We start from the raw sequence: 16,219 nt of genomic DNA on the forward strand, positions 1-16,219 counted from the left end.
AAAGGACTGGATTATGGATTACTATATTTTAGCAATCAATCCTGGGTCAACCTCTACGAAAATCGCTGTGTATAAAAATGAAGAGGTACTTTTCGGGGAATCCATCAACCATAGCAATGAGGATTTGGAAAAGTGTAAGAGTTTAAAGAATCAGTTTGAAATGAGAAAGGAATTGATTCTTAAGGCACTGGAAAAGCACAATTTCAACCTACAAAAACTTTCGGCAGTGGTTGGTAGGGGTGGACAACTACCACCGGTAAAAGCGGGGGGCTATTATGTAAATCAGGCTATGAAGAGAAGGATTATCCAAGGGCCCATTGTGAACCACGCTTCCAACCTGGGTGCACTTCTGGCAGCGGCAATGGCACAACCAAAGGAAATTCCGGCCTATATCTACGATGCTGTATCCTCTGATGAACTTAAGCCGGTGGCAAAGGTGACTGGAATTCCTGAAATCGTCAGACACAGTTTTTGTCATGTTTTAAATAGCAAAGCCACTGCCAGAAAGGTAGCTCAAAGCCAGGGCAAAGGATATGAGGAGATGAACTTTATCGTGGCACATTTAGGAGGAGGCATCTCCATCAGTGCTCACGAAAAAGGCAAAATTGTTGATGTCATCACTGATGATGCAGGTCCTTTTTCACCGGAACGCTCGGGCAGTGTGCCCATCCTATATATTGTTGACCTGTGTTTCAGTGGCGAATACAGCAAAAAGGATTTACTTAAAAAACTACGTGGCATGGGAGGCTTAAAAGCCCACTTAGGCACCCATGACTGTAGACAAATTGAAGCGATGATTGAACAAGGCAATGAACAGGCAAAGCTGCTATATGAGGCCCAAGCCTACCAGGTGGCCAAGGGAATTGGCGAATTGTCACCTACCATAGACGGTAAAATTGACAATATCGTATTAACCGGCGGTATCGCCTATTCAAAAATGTTGACAGACATGATTACTGAGCGGGTAGAATTTATGGCACCGGTTATCGTTGTGCCGGGAGAAAATGAGCTAGAATCTCTGGCCCTCGGTGCCCTTCGTATTTTACGTGGTGAAGAACGGTGTAATGAGTATGTAGATAGTTATGGGGAGAGGGATGAATTATTTATCTGATAAACAGTATTGTTTGAAAGCGGCATAGATCCACAAATTCTCTTTTCTCGTTGTAGTTATATTTACAGAGATGCTTTAATCTTCATGATAAATTTAGTAATAGAAGGTACCAGGTATAATCCTAAAAATTAAAACAGAGGGGAGATTTTTAAACATGTCTTATCCAAGTGTTTATCCAACAGGAGTTACAGTTTATAACCCAAAAAAATGTTGGAGTGGCTACACTATTTTCCCAGCAAGAGAACTTGGTGCTATGTTGATTGACATGAATGGGACAGAACTTCAACTATGGAAGGGATTGCATGGCTTCCCGAATAAAATACTGCCTGGTGGATATGTAATGGGTCAAAGTGGAGAAAGAAATAATGCTTTTGGTATGCAAGATTTAGTTGACTTAGTTCAAGTGGATTGGGATGGAAATATCGTCTGGAAATTTGACAGACATGAGTATATCGAGGATCCAGGTGAAGAACCACGCTGGATGGCTAGACAACACCACGACTATCAGCGGGAAGGAAACCCTGTGGGGTACTATGTACCTGGTATGGAGCCAAAGGTTGATGGCGGTAATACCTTAATTCTTGTCCATAAGAATGTTAAAAATCCAAAAATCTCTGATAAGGTTCTGCTTGATGATAGCATTATAGAAGTTGACTGGGAAGGTAATATCATCTGGGAATGGAACTGTCATGAGCACTTTGATGAGTATGAGTTTAGTGAAGAAGCCAAAAACGTTTTATTCCGTGATCCCAACATGCGTTCTGCTGGTGGCGGTATGGGTGACTGGATGCATATTAATTCAATGTCTGTCCTGGGACCAAATAAATGGTATGATGCAGGAGATGAGCGTTTCCATCCAGACAATATTATTTGGGATGCTCGTGAAGCAAATATCTTAGCGATTATTAGTAAAAAGACCGGAAAAGTAGTTTGGAAAATTGGACCTGACTATAACGCGACTAAAGAGCTTAAAAAACTTGGCTGGATCATCGGTCAACACCATGTTCACATGATTCCCCGTGGACTTCCGGGCGAGGGTAATATATTAATCTTTGATAATGGTGGTTGGGGTGGCTATGGCGCACCTAATCCAAGTTCACCCATTGGGAGAATGAATGCCCTTCGTGATTACTCAAGAGTACTAGAAATAGATCCAACAACCCTTGAAATTGTATGGCAATATACCCCGGCTGAGGCTGGTTTCATTGTTCCAGTGGATGCTAGCCGTTTCTATAGTCCATTCATCAGTGGAGCTCAACGCTTGCCGAATGGAAACACCCTGATTACAGAAGGCTCAGGGGGACGACTTATTGAAGTTACCGAAGATCACGAAATTGTATGGGAATATATCAGTCCATATTGGGGTAAACAGTTCAAAATTAACATGATATACCGGGCTTATCGTGTACCCTACGAGTGGATTCCACAACTTGACCGTCCTCAAGAAGTTCCTATCGAACGTATTGAAGTGAAAACATACCGTGTACCTGGGGCTGCGCCAAGTGGTTGCAAAAGAGAAGTTAAGGTACCTGGCGTTATTCCTTTCCAAGGCGATACCGCATTGTGCGTAGCCGCAGGTGATGAAGTAGAAGACAATAATTAGTTTTAGCTAACTGAGGTATTGTTAACACACACTAGACTATAATATCGGGATAAAACCCAAGTATGTCTAAGAGTTGAACATACTTGGGTTTTTTAACACTATCTCAGAAAGTATAAAAATTTTGAACAAATAAGTAACAGCAAAAGGGATGATATAGAGAATGACTAAAGCAATTACTGAATTGAATTTCATTGAGGATATCCTTTATTACCCTGAGCATACCTGGGCCAAGGAAGAAGACGGCCTTGTAAAAGTAGGCATTACGGATTTTGCCCAAGACCAACTAGGTAACATCATTTTTGTAGAGTTACCCAATGCAGGAGAAACCTACAGCGAAGGCGATGAATTTGGTCAAGCCGAATCCGCCAAGACTGTTTCCGCCCTTTACATGCCTGTAAGCGGCGAGATTGTAGAGGTAAACACGGAATTAGAAGAAGCACCCCAAAAAGTGAATGAAGATCCCTACAATACTGGTTGGATGATCGTGGTTAAACCCAGCAATTTTGATGAATTAAAAAAACTCCTGTCCAGGGAAGGTTACCTGAATATGGTGAGGTAATGGTGGGGTTAGACCTAGAAAGTATCATGGTTTTTTAGCATATGGAAGGAGCTGGCCAAATGAGTTTCACTATTTATACAGCCACTGGTTGTACCCGTTGCAAAATCATTAAAGGTCTGATGAATGAAAGGGGCATTACCTTTGAAGAGCAAGATATGAAGGCCGAAGGTAAAGAGGCTTTCCAAAAGTTTTATGCAGCTAATCGTAAAGCCATCTTTCGTGGTCCCGATGGTGTAGAGTTCCCTCTCCTACATGATACTGAGGCGGGCATTATTCGCCAAGGCATTGGGGCTTGTGTGGCTTACTTACATGGAGGGACCAAGCTGGATGGTTTCTTTAGTGTAGGAACCCTGCACAAAGAATGGGTAGATGGTATTCACATTTCAGGTGGTAACCCCAAAGATGCAGAAGCATTCTTAGGAGTTTTAAGATATATCAAGGTAACCAACAATATGAAACTTCAAATCGACACCAATGGTCTAAACAGTACCATTTTGGAGCAAGTATTAGCTGAAGGTCTAGCAGATGTGATGATTATGAATGTCTTAGGTCCCAAGGAACTTTATTGCAAGATTCTGGGCAGAGAGGTTGATACTGCGGATATCGAAAAATCCCTTGTACTGGTAACCAAGTTCCCTGAATATAAGTTCCAAACCACCGTGGTGCCTGTGGTTCGTGAAGATGGTGAGATTAGCTACCTCACCGCCAAGGAAGTTAGCGGTGCAGCAAAATTAATTGCTGAAGCCACTGGCAACATGAAGACCCCTTACTTAGTAAAGCTGTATAAACCTAAAAAGGGTCAAGATGAGCGTTTTAAAGATGTAGAAGCCATGACTCCGGAAGCATTATTAGCCTATCGCACAGCGGCTAGGGCACATCAAGTCTTTGTAGAGATTGAAAAGGCATAATCATAAATTAAATACGGAGGCAAGAGCATGACTTATAAGGCAGTGGTGATTGGCGGCGGCCCCGGTGGCTATGTGGCTGCCATTCGTATAGCCCAACTGGGTGGTAAGGTTGCTGTGGTAGAAAAGGATAAACTGGGTGGTACTTGCCTAAACAGGGGTTGCATTCCCACCAAATCATTGATTGCTGCGGTGGATAAGCTGAAAACAGTGGAAGAAGCCGCAGAGTTCGGCATTGAAGTAGGCAAACCAGTAATTGACTTTGGTAAAGTACAGGCTAGAAAGGCTGACGTAGTAGAAAAACTGGTGGGCGGCATTAACTTCCTATTTAAAAAGAACAAAGTGAAATTATTTAATGGCACAGCCAAGATTAAAGCCCCCGGAGTGGTGGAAGTGGAGAACAATGGAGAGAACCAGGAACTTCACTGTGAAAACATTGTCATTGCTACAGGCTCTAGCCCGGCTTTAATCAAATCACTTGGTTACAATGGCACCACTGTTATCACCAGTGATGAGGCCTTACAACTGACAGAAGTACCTAAAAGTATGCTGATTATTGGCGCCGGTGTCATCGGCTGTGAATTTGCCCATATTTATGGCAGTTTGGGAACGGAGATTACCATGGTGGAAGCTGCACCAAGTATCTTAGCCCTTCAGGATAAAGATATCTCACGCCGTATGCAGACCATCTTTAAGAAGAAAAAGTACAGTATCAAAACAAATGTGACCATTAAGAAAATAGAAGAGGTAGAAAGTGGTATTCAAGCCGAGTTAGAAAATGGTGATATTATTAATGCAGAGAAAGCACTGATTTCTATTGGCCGGACTCTTAATATTAAAAATATTGGTTTAGAAAAACTCGGGGTTGAATTAGGTCAAAGAGGACAGATCGTAGTCAATGACAAAATGCAAACCAACATTAAGGGTATCTACGCCATTGGCGATGTGGTAATGAAATATCAACTGGCTCACGTAGCTTCGGCTCAAGGTATCGTAGTTGCCGAGAACATCATGGGCAAACAATCTACCATGGATTACAGTGCTGTTCCCAGCTGTGTTTTTACAAGCCCAGAGATCGCTTCAGTAGGGATGACTGAGCAGCAAGTTAAAGATAAAGGTATCCCAGTAACAGCCGGTAAATTTAACTTTATGGCCAACGGAAAGGCTCTAAGTATGGGTGAAGGAGAAGGCTTTGTTAAGGTTGTAACCAACTCTAAAACTGATGTGGTACTAGGTGTACACATCATCGGTCCCCATGCCTCAGATTTAATTGCTGAAGCTACTTTGGCAGTGAAGAACGGTCTTACCGCCAAAAATTTAGCTGCCACTATCCATGCTCATCCCACTTTAGCTGAGGCTATTATGGAAGCAACGGAGAATGTACATGGCATAAGTATTCACGGTTAAGAGTTAATGACCACATTGGCTTTCACGCAATGTGGTCATTTGATTTCTTATATATTTTTCATTAATTTAATATTTTTACGAACTATATTTTGGGCAGTTGCCAACCCCTGCTGTATATAATTATTCTACGATTTTGTAATATTCCCGTGCAGTTAAGGAATAGATAGCAGAATAGATTACTGCAAAAACTAAAATGGTCATTACAGTTGACAACTGGAACAATGCTACATTCTTCAGATTTAGAACTGCCAGTAACTTAGTGATCATAGGGAAGGCAAAGGTTATATGAAGCACCGTTGAAGCAAGGGGCAGAAAAAACACCGTTAAAATTTGACTTTTTATAGTTCCCTTAATTTCAGTTTTAGTCATACCCACTTTTTGCATAATTTCAAACCGTTCCTTGTCATCATACCCTTCTGATATTTGCTTGTAATAAATAATTAATACTGTAGCCATCAAAAATAAGGATCCTAGAAAAATTCCAATAAAGAATAATCCACCATAGATCATATAGAAATCTTGTCTGTGGCTAACAGGACTTTCAATCTGGACTGTTAGTTGGTTATCCATGAATTTTTGATTTAGATGCTTAGAAAGCAGCAAGATATTTTGATCGGAACTTTCAATGTCGAAACAAACTAAATACTTTCTTTTATCGTTGTTCTCAGTAAGATTTATATCATTTAAAAACACCAAATAGGAATCTACTATATCTGTCTCACTGGCCATTCCCAAGACAGGTGAATCAAGTTCTTTCTTGACCTTAAAGGTTTTCTCATCAATAGTAATCGTATCTTTGCCATATTTCTTTGTTGGAGAGAAAATGATCACCTCATCATCGGAGAGGGAAACATTCTTTCCTTCTAAGCGATTGTAGTCTGAAACAGGAATTGCCGTAAGCATACTCAGGTTGGAATTATAACCAACTTCCTTCTTTAAGCTGAACCTACCCTCTTTGACCTGAGCACCAAAAGTAATATTCCAGTAGTTAAACTTATCTCTTATGGTCAAATTGTTATTTTTTATTTCGCTCTCTAAAATCTTCTCTAACTTTTGCGCTTCACTGGAAGTAATATCTGAGGCTACCATAACGATATCCCTGGGAAAGCGGGACTTCAAAGCGTCCTCTACACCTACATATAAAGCAACTGTAGTGGAAAAGGTTACAAGGACTGCGGTACTAAGGATACAGATATTGGCAAGTCCCACTGCATTTTGCTTCATTCTGTATAACATTCCTGAAATGGAAATGAAATGTCTGGTTTGATAGTAAAACCCTTTGTTTTTCCGAAGAAGTTTTAAAAGGGCAATACTTCCTGCTGTAAAAAGGGCATAGGTTCCAATCATAACTAAAATAACAGCAATAAAAAACTGATTCAAAGCTGCAAGGGGTGACTTAACACTCAGTGCTATTCCATATCCGGTGCCAAGGGCTATCAAACCAACAATCGTCATAACCCATTTTGTTTTTGGCTCCCTTTCCCCATGTTGTGAGCCTTTCAGTAGATCTATGGGCTTTAGCATTCTAATCTGCAACAAATTTGATAACAATATTACTAAAAAAATGCCCAGAAAAACAATTAAAGTCCTTAGCATCGAAGGTACAGATAAAGAAAAACCGAAGGCTACCTCAAAATTAAGCAACTTAAGGAGTACCAGAAACATCAATTTGTTTAAGACAACGCCACCCACAATACCTAACGTTATGCTAATTAGGAAAGTAATGATACTTTCGAATAACAACACCCTTGCAATATGCTTTTTCTCGAGGCCCAATACATTATACAAACCAATTTCTTTTTTTCGTCTCTTGAGCAAAAAACTATTAGTATAATAAAGAAAAATAGCCGAAAAAATTCCAATGATAATTGTCCCAAGCCGAAGAATGCTTTTTAGACTCTGAGAGCCACTTTTACCCTCTAACCCCTCGTTGACAGAAATTGCATGCATAATATAAAACATCATGATAGTGCAAATACAAGTGATTATAAAGGGTAAATAGGTCTTACTGTTCTTTTTAATATTAATTATTGCTAGCCTTAAGGAAAATAGGTTATTCATTTGCCCCACCTCCAGTGGTGATCACTGTAAGGGTATTGGAAATTTTTTCAAACATCGCCTCCTTAGACATAGCACCTCTATAAAGCTGATGAAATACCTCCCCATCCTTGATAAATAACACCCGTCCAGCATGACTTGCCGCCTTAATACTATGGGTTACTACCAGTATGGTTTGACCTTCCTGATTTATCTTAGCAAACATCTTCAAGAGCTGATCAGTAGCTTTTGAATCAAGGGCTCCTGTTGGCTCATCGGCCAAAATTAGGTGAGGTGACGTGATCAGTGCCCTCGCTACAGCCGCTCTTTGCTTTTGGCCACCTGATACCTCATAAGGGAATTTCCCCAAGATGTCTTCTATACCCAGCTTGGCAACGATAGGGTTCAACCTCTTCTCCATTTCCTTATAGGGCCTTCTAGACAAAACCAGCGGTAAAAAAATGTTGTCCTTGATTGAAAAAGTATCCAATAAGTTAAAATCTTGAAATACAAAACCCAAATTATCTCTCCGAAAGGCTGTAATCTCACTTTCTTTGATGGCTACTATGTTTTTACCCTGTAATAAGACCTCACCACTGGTGGGTTTATCTAATGCTGCCAAAATATTAAGTAGCGTTGTTTTCCCTGAACCCGATTCCCCCATAATTGCTACATATTCACCCTTTTCCACAGAAAAGGTTACATTACTGAGGGCCTGTACCTGATTTCCACCAAACCTTGACATGTATATCTTCTTTAAGTTTTTCACTTCTAATAATGGCATATTATTTCCTCCTCATCTAACCTTGGCTATAACACGAGTATAAGAAAAAAAGAAATGCTCAGCCATAACTTTGGCTTACATTTCTTCTTCTAATCTTACAGTTTTGTAAGGTCTATTCAAACATAGTTTTTGTAGGGGTAAAATCAATCTCTACTCTTGTCCCAACGTTAACCTTAGAAGTAATGATTATGGTATGTGACAGTTTATCCAAGATTTTTTTGCAAAGGTATAGTCCGATACCTGTTGCCTTTTTATCCATCCGCCCGTTGTACCCAGTGAAGCCCCTTTCAAACACTCGTGGTAAATCCTCTTCGGCAATGCCGATTCCCGTATCCTCAATCACCAACATCTTTCGTTCCTCATCCACTATGTATATTGATATCTTACCCCCATTTGTATATTTTAGTGCATTTGAAAGTATTTGTTCTATTACAAAAACCAACCACTTTTCATCGGTTAGTACAATACAATCCCTTTCTTGTAAGTCAAGAATGATATTCTTTTTAATAAATAGATGTGCGTATTTCCTGATACCCTGCTTAACAAGTTCCAAAAGATTATACTTCTCCAGTACTAAATCTGACGATGAATTATCTATTTTAATGTACCCTAAAACCATCTCGACATACTGCTCAATTTTAAAAATTTGTGCTCGTAATTCTTTATGTTCCCTGGGTTCGGACTGAACCAACAATCTCATGGCTGCAATGGGTGTTTTTATTTGGTGGGCCCAAAGGGTAAAGTAATCTATCATTTCCGTTTGCTTGCTATCTGCTTTTGAAATCATTTTTGTCTTCTCAGCATAGATTGCTAGCAAAATATCCTGGTAATCAGCTTCAAGTAAATCGGTAGTTGAGGGCATACTTTGTAGATTCGCTCTTATTTGTTTGGCAAGATTGGTTAGCTGGTTATGTTTTCGATAGTATCTATTAAAATCATAAACCATATAAATTGTTGCTATCCAGGCAGATAAAAGGAAAGAATAAGTAAGGGCTTCAAATTCCAAGGAATACAAGTAAAAAACCGCGAGAAAGATTATGTAAAAGATAAAACCTAGTCCGATGGCCTCACTGCGACTCCTAAGATAACATAGCGCAACCCACAAAAAAGAATTCTCTTTCATATCATTCCACCAAGTAGCCGAGTCCTTTTTTCGTTTTAACAACATTACTAAGTCCCATATCCGAAAGCTTTTTTCTCAATCGAGTAATATTAACAGTTAAAGTATTATCGTCTATATAGCTATCACTTTCCCACAGCCTAGTCATGATGGCTTCACGGGAAATGGCTTTTCCAACGTTCTCCAATAAAATTTGGAGAATTTTAAACTCATTTTTTGTCAGTTCAATTTTAGCACTATTAAATTCTAAGGTTGCATCACCCAAGTTTAATACCATACCGTTATGTTCGATTACGTTCATAGTTCCGCCAAAGGAATATGTCCTTCTCAAAAGCGCCTGAACCTTGGCCACAAGGATATTGAGGTCGAAGGGCTTGGCAATATAGTCGTCCCCACCTATGTTTACAGCCATAACGATATTCATATTGTCGGACATCGAAGATATAAAAATTATCGGGACCTTTGATATTTTACGTATTTCAGTACACCAATGATATCCATTGAAAAAGGGTAAGGATATATCCAATAGCACAAGATGTGGTTCAAAGTGCACAAACTGGGTAATAACCTCTTTGAAATCAACTACGGTTTCAGTTTCATAATTCCACTGGATCAAGCATTTATTTATTGCATTTGCAATGACCATATCATCTTCAACAATTAAAACCCTAAACATATTTTTTCTCCAATTCATTATTTATGAACGTAACATAAATTTATATACTCCCTCTACTAAATCTATTCCTGCTTATTAAGTTTGGAAATGACCTCCAAGCAATAACAAATCCACCTAGTTAACAGGTGGATTTTGCCATTTCCTACTTGGTTTTTATATTTCTGTTTTTCCACTTATTCCAATGCCACCATAAACTCCAACGTAACTTACTTAAAAATAACATTCGCTGCAACCAACGCAATGAGATTTCCTCCCTAAATATAGACTAGGCTTAAGAGTAGTGCAAGGCCCGGTAAAATTTTAAACTTTAAACATTATATGGAAGTTGCATTAGGTTGGTTACAGTTTATTTAACTTTTTAATTATTGTAGCTCTCCTTAGCATTTCTCAAATGCGTTCCGCTTCTTCATATTACTACTTACAGCTAATGGGTTAATATGTTCGCCAAGCATTTTGGTATAGACTAAAAATGTTTGTTAAATAGAAAATTTCTAAAAGTATCCCACCAAACCTTCGAGGAAGTGGTGAATGCCGTTAATTTTAGCAGCACAGCCGTAGATTGTCCTTTCTTTAGTCCATGATATGGATAATATTGTTATCTTGTTACATGTGGCGATTTGTTTGTAATAAATAAATGAGAAAATATACCAAAGAGGCAAAGTTTAAGATAAACTAGAGAAAAAGATACCTTTTTTTATATTAGGGATGCCAAGGTATGAAGAATAATTTGGTTCCGATTGTATTATGTTATGGTTTATAGTTTTGTATAAAAACAAGCAACGGAGGGGTTGAAATGCCGGTTTTTAATAGTATTTTAGAGACCATTGGCCATACGCCGTTGGTCAGGTTAAATAACATGACAAAGGGTTTAGAGGCTGAGGTTCTAGCAAAGGTAGAGTTTTTTAATCCGGGTGGTAGTGTTAAAGACAGAATCGCCTATGCGATGATTTCCGATGCCTTAGGGAGTGGAGCTATCAACAAAGATACAGTTTTAATTGAACCAACCAGTGGGAACACAGGGGTAGGTTTAGCTCTGACCTGTGCTTCGATGGGAATGAAACTAATACTTACCATGCCAGAAACCATGAGTCAAGAAAGGCGCAGCCTATTAAAGGCCTATGGAGCAGAAATTATCTTAACCCCAGGTTCTGAGGGCATGAAGGGCGCCATTGCCAAGGCCGAGGAATTGGCAGCAACAATGAGTAATGCAAAGATATTACAACAGTTTGGCAACCCCGCCAATCCAACAGCTCACAGGGAATCTACTGGTCCAGAAATTTGGGAGGATACCAGTGGTAAAGTTGATATTTTTGTCGCCGGAGTAGGGACTGGCGGTACCATTACCGGGATTAGCAGATTTCTTAAAGGCCAAAAGGCTTCCCTGCAAGCTGTGGCAGTGGAACCCTCAGCATCCCCAGTGCTATCAGGAGGCAAGCCAGGTTCACATCCCATTCAAGGCATTGGGGCAGGATTTATTCCAGAAGTGTTAAGTCTAGAAATGGTAGATGAGGTGTTTCAGGTAGATGGTGACCAGGCAATGGAAACTGCCCGGAGGTTAGCCAGGGAAGAGGGAATTCTGGTGGGGATCTCAGCGGGGGCAGCCATGTATGCTGCCTTAGAAGTGGCACGTCGTCTGGAAAATAGGGGTAAGATAGTGGTTGTTTTATTGCCAGATACAGGAGAACGTTATTTGTCTACGGACTTATTTAAGGAAGATTCACCAAAGGAGAGTTTTCAATCAAATCAATAATACGTCAATGAGGTTCTTCCACAGGAGGAACCTCATTTGCCTTCAGCCATCAGTCTTAAAACCTTGAGAAAGGGCATGGGCCATGAGCCATGGGCCTTGGGCTTTTGTGCATGTCCTGCTTTGGGGTTCTTTAGCTCATCACCCACGGCCATGGCTCGCTGTATATATTCATCAAGAGTTTGACTGTAGGCTAGGGAATTTACAAAATTTAGCTTATTACGCTAAAGCATGCCACCGTTTTCTAAAGGAACAGTGATAGATCGTGTGGAAATAAAGGTAGAGAGGTATAAAGAAAATTCCCCGGAGGTGGTATGATGAAGGGGATCGGTACAGATATTATTGAAATTGAAAGAATTGAGTTAGCCGTCAGCCGTTCTGGTCAGCAGTTTTTAGATCGAGTTTTTACACCAGCGGAGCAAGAGCATTGCCAAGGTAAAATACACTCCTTGGCTGGTCGCTTTGCAGCAAAAGAAGCGATTTTAAAGGCCCTGGGGACTGGTCTTAGGGAAATGAGATGGACCAATATTGAGATTTTACCCAATTATCTAGGCAAACCTGAGGTTAAATTTTCCGGACCAGCTCTGGAAATAGCAGAAAAAAAGGGGATACACCGGGTTTTGGTTAGTATTTCCCATGACCGCGGCAGGGCCGTGGCCTTTGCGGTGGCAGTTGGTAAAGAAAAGGAAGGATAGATAACCGTGCGTTTAGCGACAGCAGCAGAAATGAGAGAAATTGACCGAAAGGCTATACAAGAGTATGGTATACCTGGCATTGTTCTAATGGAAAATGCAGGGTTACAAGTAATTAGAGTGATTCAAAAGCTATTGCCCCAGGTATCTGAAAAAGTGTTTACTATTTTAGTAGGAAAAGGGAATAATGGTGGAGACGGACTCGTGATTGCAAGGCATCTATTCAACCTGGGGGCCAAGGTTAAGGTTTTACTAATGGCAGATGCCGAGGAATTTCAGGGGGATGCAAAGGTTAACCTGACTATATGGCAAAGGCTGGGACAACCTGTTTATCCAGTAAATCAGGTCAATGGTATTAATATTGTTAAAGTGGCTTTGCTTAATACTGATGTGTTAATTGATGCTATGTATGGAACCGGATTTCATGGCACAGTAAACGAAAAGGTAGCTAGGGTAATTAACCTGATCAACGCTAGCCAAGTAATGGTACTGGCAGTGGATATTCCCTCAGGCCTAGAGGCCGATAGTGGCAAAGCCCAGGGACCTTGTCTTAGAGCAGATCACACAGTAACCTTTGGCCTGCCAAAACTGGGCTTGGTGTTAGAACCAGGCGCATCAATTGCCGGCAAACTGCATGTTGTAGATATTTCCTTACCAAAGGAACTGCTAGAAAATAAAAATATACCCAGGCAATTACTTACAAGACAGTTGATTTCCCAATGGTTTAAACCAAGAAAACAGGACAGCCACAAGGGAAGCTATGGGCATGTATTTATTGTGGCTGGTTCAAGAAACATGTGTGGGGCTGCTCGAATGGCAGTTCGAGGAGCTCTGAGGAGCGGTGTTGGCTTGGTTACCCTTGGTGTACCGCAAAGTATTCAGCCGTTAGCGGCTGCAGGCTCTGATGAGGCAATGACTAAAGGCTTGCCCGAAACCGAGGCAGGAACCCTGGCAACTGCTGCAGTAGAACCAGTCTTAGAGGCCTGTGCCTTTGCAGATGTTCTAGCCCTTGGCCCAGGTATTGGGACACATCCAGAGACAGTAGAATTTGTACTTAATTTGCTGCCACGGCTGACCATACCGGTGGTATTAGATGCTGATGCCTTAAATGCCTTAGCTGGTAAAACAACTATATTGGAAAAATTACAGGTTCCGGTTATTATGACACCACACCCTGGTGAAATGGCTCGTTTATCAGGGTTTTCTACCTCAGAGGTGCAGGAAAAGCGGTTAGAGCTGGCAAGTACAGTAGCAAAAAGGTGGCATGCAGTTGTTTTACTGAAGGGCGCCAAAACTATCATTGCTTCCCCAGAAGGAGAGATACTAATAAATCCCACCGGGAATCCTGGTATGGCTACTGGTGGTAGCGGTGATGTGTTGACCGGGGTGATAGCAAGTTTGCTGGCCCAAGGGTTTACTACCTTCCAGGCCGCCGCCACTGGAGCCTATCTACATGGCTACGCAGGTGATATGGCAGCTCAACAGTTGAGTCAAACCAGCACCTTGGCTGGAGATATCGTAAATTCTTTGCCGGCTGCCTTTATAGAAATAGAAAAACATTGTTAGACCGAGGTAACAGGGCTAACTTAATATCTTATAGCAAAAGCCCTTTGGTATTTCTATAAATCGGCCTACCAAAACGTTTCCCTTTCAATTTAGAAGCTTCAATGCCTTACCTCTGTCGCTGTAATGTATTTTCTCTTTCAAGCTCTGCCAATGCAGCAAAAATAGTCAGTATAAATTTCCCTTGAGGAGTATTTGTATCAATATTTTCTTTAAGGCTTACAATAGCAACAACCTTTTGTTTCAAACATTCCACTATATTTAATAAATCCTGTGTACTTCTTGCCAATCTACTTACACTCTCAATATATAGGGTATATAGTAGGGGGAGTTATTTTAAGCTAGTGTTAACCAAATTTTCATTCAGATGAACACAGAAAAAGTCCGGCACTGCTGTGCCGGATTTCGTTTTTTATTAGAAAGTTTTTTCTGCATCCGTTATGACTGAAGTAGCTAGGGTGACTCAACCATTTTTATTGATATTTTCTTACAAAGTTCATAAAGGCCAAAAGGGTTGGGCAGTAGTGCTGATCTTTAGACGTCACCAAATATACCCAGCGGTTTATAACAGTTGCCGCCCCTTTAACGGTCTGTAGAGTACCTGAGACTAATTCTGTTTCCACAGCCCGTTCAGGTAGAAAAGCAACGCCAATCCCGGTCATTACCAGCTTCTTAATTACTGCGGTATCAGGAATCTCCATAATTGATTTAGTTTTAATGGCGTACTTAGCTAGATGATCTTCTATAATAACTCTAGTAGAAGAGAGCTTTTCTCTAGTAATCAATGGATAATTAATAAGGATTTCCTTAAGCATAGGGGAATCTGCACCAGGGGGACAAACCAAAACCAGGTCATCCTGGGCATATCTCTCCAAATGTATGTTGTCGCATGCCAACGGTCCCACAGCCAAGGCTAGGTCAAGTTCCCCTTCCTCGATACCCTTAATCAACTTTTGTCCACAATCTAGTTGTAATGAAACTTTAATGTTAGGAAAACGGTTATAGAATTCTTTCAAAATTGAAGGCAGCAAGTAGCAACCAACCACTGGGCTCACCCCCAGGCGGACTTCCCCCCGCTCCAAATCGTGGTACTGGGTCAGTGCTCGGCCTGCCTGCTGGGCCAGACCCATGATGCGATCTGCATAATCATAGAGAGACCGACCAGCATCGGTTAGCACCACCTGACGACCACGTTGGGTAAATAAATCTAGTCCCAATCCTTTTTCTAGGGAGGAAATTTGCCGTGACACTGCTGGTTGGCTTAGGTTAAGTTCTTCTCCAGCCTTGGAATAGCTTAAATGTCTAGCCACCGAATGGAAAACCAAAAGGTGGTTCAAAATTATAGCAGTCAACAAATCACCATCCATAACAAAAATGCATAGAACCAATGCAAACAATTTATTTGTATTATACAAAATATAATGATAAGCTGTAAACATGAGTTTATTTAATTCCACGGTCGAGGGGTATCCTACTGCGCTACCTGTGACGGCGCTTTCTTTAGAGACCGGGTTGTGGCAGTAGTAGGAGGCGGCGATGCAGCCGTGGAAGAGGCGCTGTTTTTAACGAAGTTTGCGGCTAAGGTCTATGTTATTCACCGTAGAGGCGAACTCCGGGCCACTAAATTAATCCAGAACAGGGCCTTTGAGAACGACAAGATTGAATTCGTCTGGCATTCCACGGTAGAAGGGGTTCTTGGTCAAGACCGAGTAGAAGCAGTGCAGATTAAAGATGTGCGAACAGATGAAACAAAGGAAATTCCGGTGGATGGGGTATTTATCTACGTGGGTACCCGTGCAACACAGATCTGGTGAAAGATTTGGTTAGGGTAGATGACAGAGAGTATATTATCACCGATGACCGGATGACCACTGGGGTAAAGGGACTGTATGCCGCGGGAGATGTTCGGGTTAAGTCGTTGCGTCAAGTGGTTACAGCGGTGGCAGATGGTGCCATAGCTGCGATGGAAGTAGAGAAATATCTTGCTGACATCAAATAAGGATTAGGATAAATTC

13 protein-coding genes and 2 pseudogenes are annotated in these 16,219 nt (G+C 41.0%); 9 read left to right on the plus strand and 6 right to left on the minus strand.

The features are described from left to right. The first annotated feature begins 13 nt into the window (after window positions 1–13). The 5 genes from buk (at window position 14) to lpdA (ending at window position 5,585) form a co-directional block, all read left to right on the plus strand. Entirely contained in the window at window positions 14–1,111 is a 1,098-nt protein-coding gene (gene buk / locus ACYQ03_RS05070; RefSeq protein WP_459908089.1) for a butyrate kinase, read from the plus strand. A gap of 154 nt (window positions 1,112–1,265) precedes the next feature. Continuing rightward, complete coding sequence (locus ACYQ03_RS05075; protein ID WP_459908090.1) at window positions 1,266–2,714, plus strand: aryl-sulfate sulfotransferase; 1,449 nt, start codon at window positions 1,266–1,268, stop codon at window positions 2,712–2,714. A gap of 160 nt (window positions 2,715–2,874) precedes the next feature. After that, the gene (gene gcvH / locus ACYQ03_RS05080; RefSeq protein WP_459908092.1) at window positions 2,875–3,273 is read left to right on the plus strand and encodes a glycine cleavage system protein GcvH; all 399 of its coding nucleotides are present in this window, start codon (window positions 2,875–2,877) and stop codon (window positions 3,271–3,273) included. Between the two features lie 59 nt (window positions 3,274–3,332). After that, the gene (locus tag ACYQ03_RS05085; RefSeq protein WP_459908093.1) at window positions 3,333–4,181 is read left to right on the plus strand and encodes a hypothetical protein; all 849 of its coding nucleotides are present in this window, start codon (window positions 3,333–3,335) and stop codon (window positions 4,179–4,181) included. A 27-nt stretch (window positions 4,182–4,208) separates the two neighbouring features. Next, a complete protein-coding gene (gene lpdA / locus ACYQ03_RS05090; protein ID WP_459908094.1) occupies window positions 4,209–5,585 on the plus strand; it encodes a dihydrolipoyl dehydrogenase in 1,377 nt (458 codons plus the stop codon). 120 nt (window positions 5,586–5,705) lie between these two features. On the opposite strand, the gene ACYQ03_RS05095 is transcribed toward lpdA, so the two are convergent. From ACYQ03_RS05095 to ACYQ03_RS05110, 4 genes are all read right to left on the minus strand, one after another. Then, window positions 5,706–7,646 (minus strand): ABC transporter permease, encoded by a 1,941-nt coding sequence (locus ACYQ03_RS05095; RefSeq protein ID WP_459908096.1) that lies wholly within the window; start codon window positions 7,644–7,646, stop codon window positions 5,706–5,708. After that, window positions 7,639–8,406, minus strand: a complete 768-nt coding sequence (locus ACYQ03_RS05100; protein WP_459908098.1) for an ABC transporter ATP-binding protein — start codon at window positions 8,404–8,406, stop codon at window positions 7,639–7,641. Before ACYQ03_RS05100 ends, ACYQ03_RS05095 begins: the two co-directional genes overlap by 8 nt. A 112-nt stretch (window positions 8,407–8,518) precedes the next feature. Further along, window positions 8,519–9,529: a sensor histidine kinase gene (locus tag ACYQ03_RS05105; protein WP_459908100.1), complete on the minus strand. Its 1,011-nt coding sequence runs from the start codon at window positions 9,527–9,529 to the stop codon at window positions 8,519–8,521. Window position 9,530: 1 nt separating this feature from the next. Further along, on the minus strand, window positions 9,531–10,202 hold the full coding sequence (locus tag ACYQ03_RS05110) for a response regulator transcription factor (protein WP_459908101.1): 672 nt from the start codon (window positions 10,200–10,202) through the stop codon (window positions 9,531–9,533). 793 nt (window positions 10,203–10,995) lie between these two features. Here ACYQ03_RS05110 and cysK point away from each other — a divergent pair. The 3 genes from cysK (at window position 10,996) to ACYQ03_RS05125 (ending at window position 14,207) form a co-directional block, all read left to right on the plus strand. Further along, entirely contained in the window at window positions 10,996–11,952 is a 957-nt protein-coding gene (gene cysK / locus ACYQ03_RS05115) for a cysteine synthase A (RefSeq protein WP_459908103.1), read from the plus strand. A gap of 314 nt (window positions 11,953–12,266) precedes the next feature. After that, window positions 12,267–12,644, plus strand: coding sequence for a holo-ACP synthase (gene acpS / locus ACYQ03_RS05120; protein ID WP_459908765.1), 378 nt, complete (start codon window positions 12,267–12,269; stop codon window positions 12,642–12,644). Window positions 12,645–12,650: 6 nt separating this feature from the next. Then, a complete protein-coding gene (locus tag ACYQ03_RS05125) occupies window positions 12,651–14,207 on the plus strand; it encodes an NAD(P)H-hydrate dehydratase (protein ID WP_459908105.1) in 1,557 nt (518 codons plus the stop codon). Window positions 14,208–14,316: 109 nt separating this feature from the next. Here ACYQ03_RS05125 and ACYQ03_RS05130 read toward each other — a convergent pair. Beyond that, window positions 14,317–14,520: pseudogene (locus ACYQ03_RS05130) on the minus strand (recombinase family protein); the annotation flags it as partial. Between the two features lie 157 nt (window positions 14,521–14,677). Then, window positions 14,678–15,556: a LysR family transcriptional regulator gene (locus tag ACYQ03_RS05135; RefSeq protein ID WP_459908107.1), complete on the minus strand. Its 879-nt coding sequence runs from the start codon at window positions 15,554–15,556 to the stop codon at window positions 14,678–14,680. A gap of 99 nt (window positions 15,557–15,655) precedes the next feature. Between ACYQ03_RS05135 and ACYQ03_RS05140 the strand changes: the two are divergent. Next, window positions 15,656–16,203 (plus strand): annotated as a pseudogene (locus ACYQ03_RS05140) (NAD(P)/FAD-dependent oxidoreductase); the annotation flags it as partial. Window positions 16,204–16,219 lie beyond the last annotated feature (16 nt).

It is taken from the genome of Desulfotomaculum defluvii (assembly GCF_054657375.1).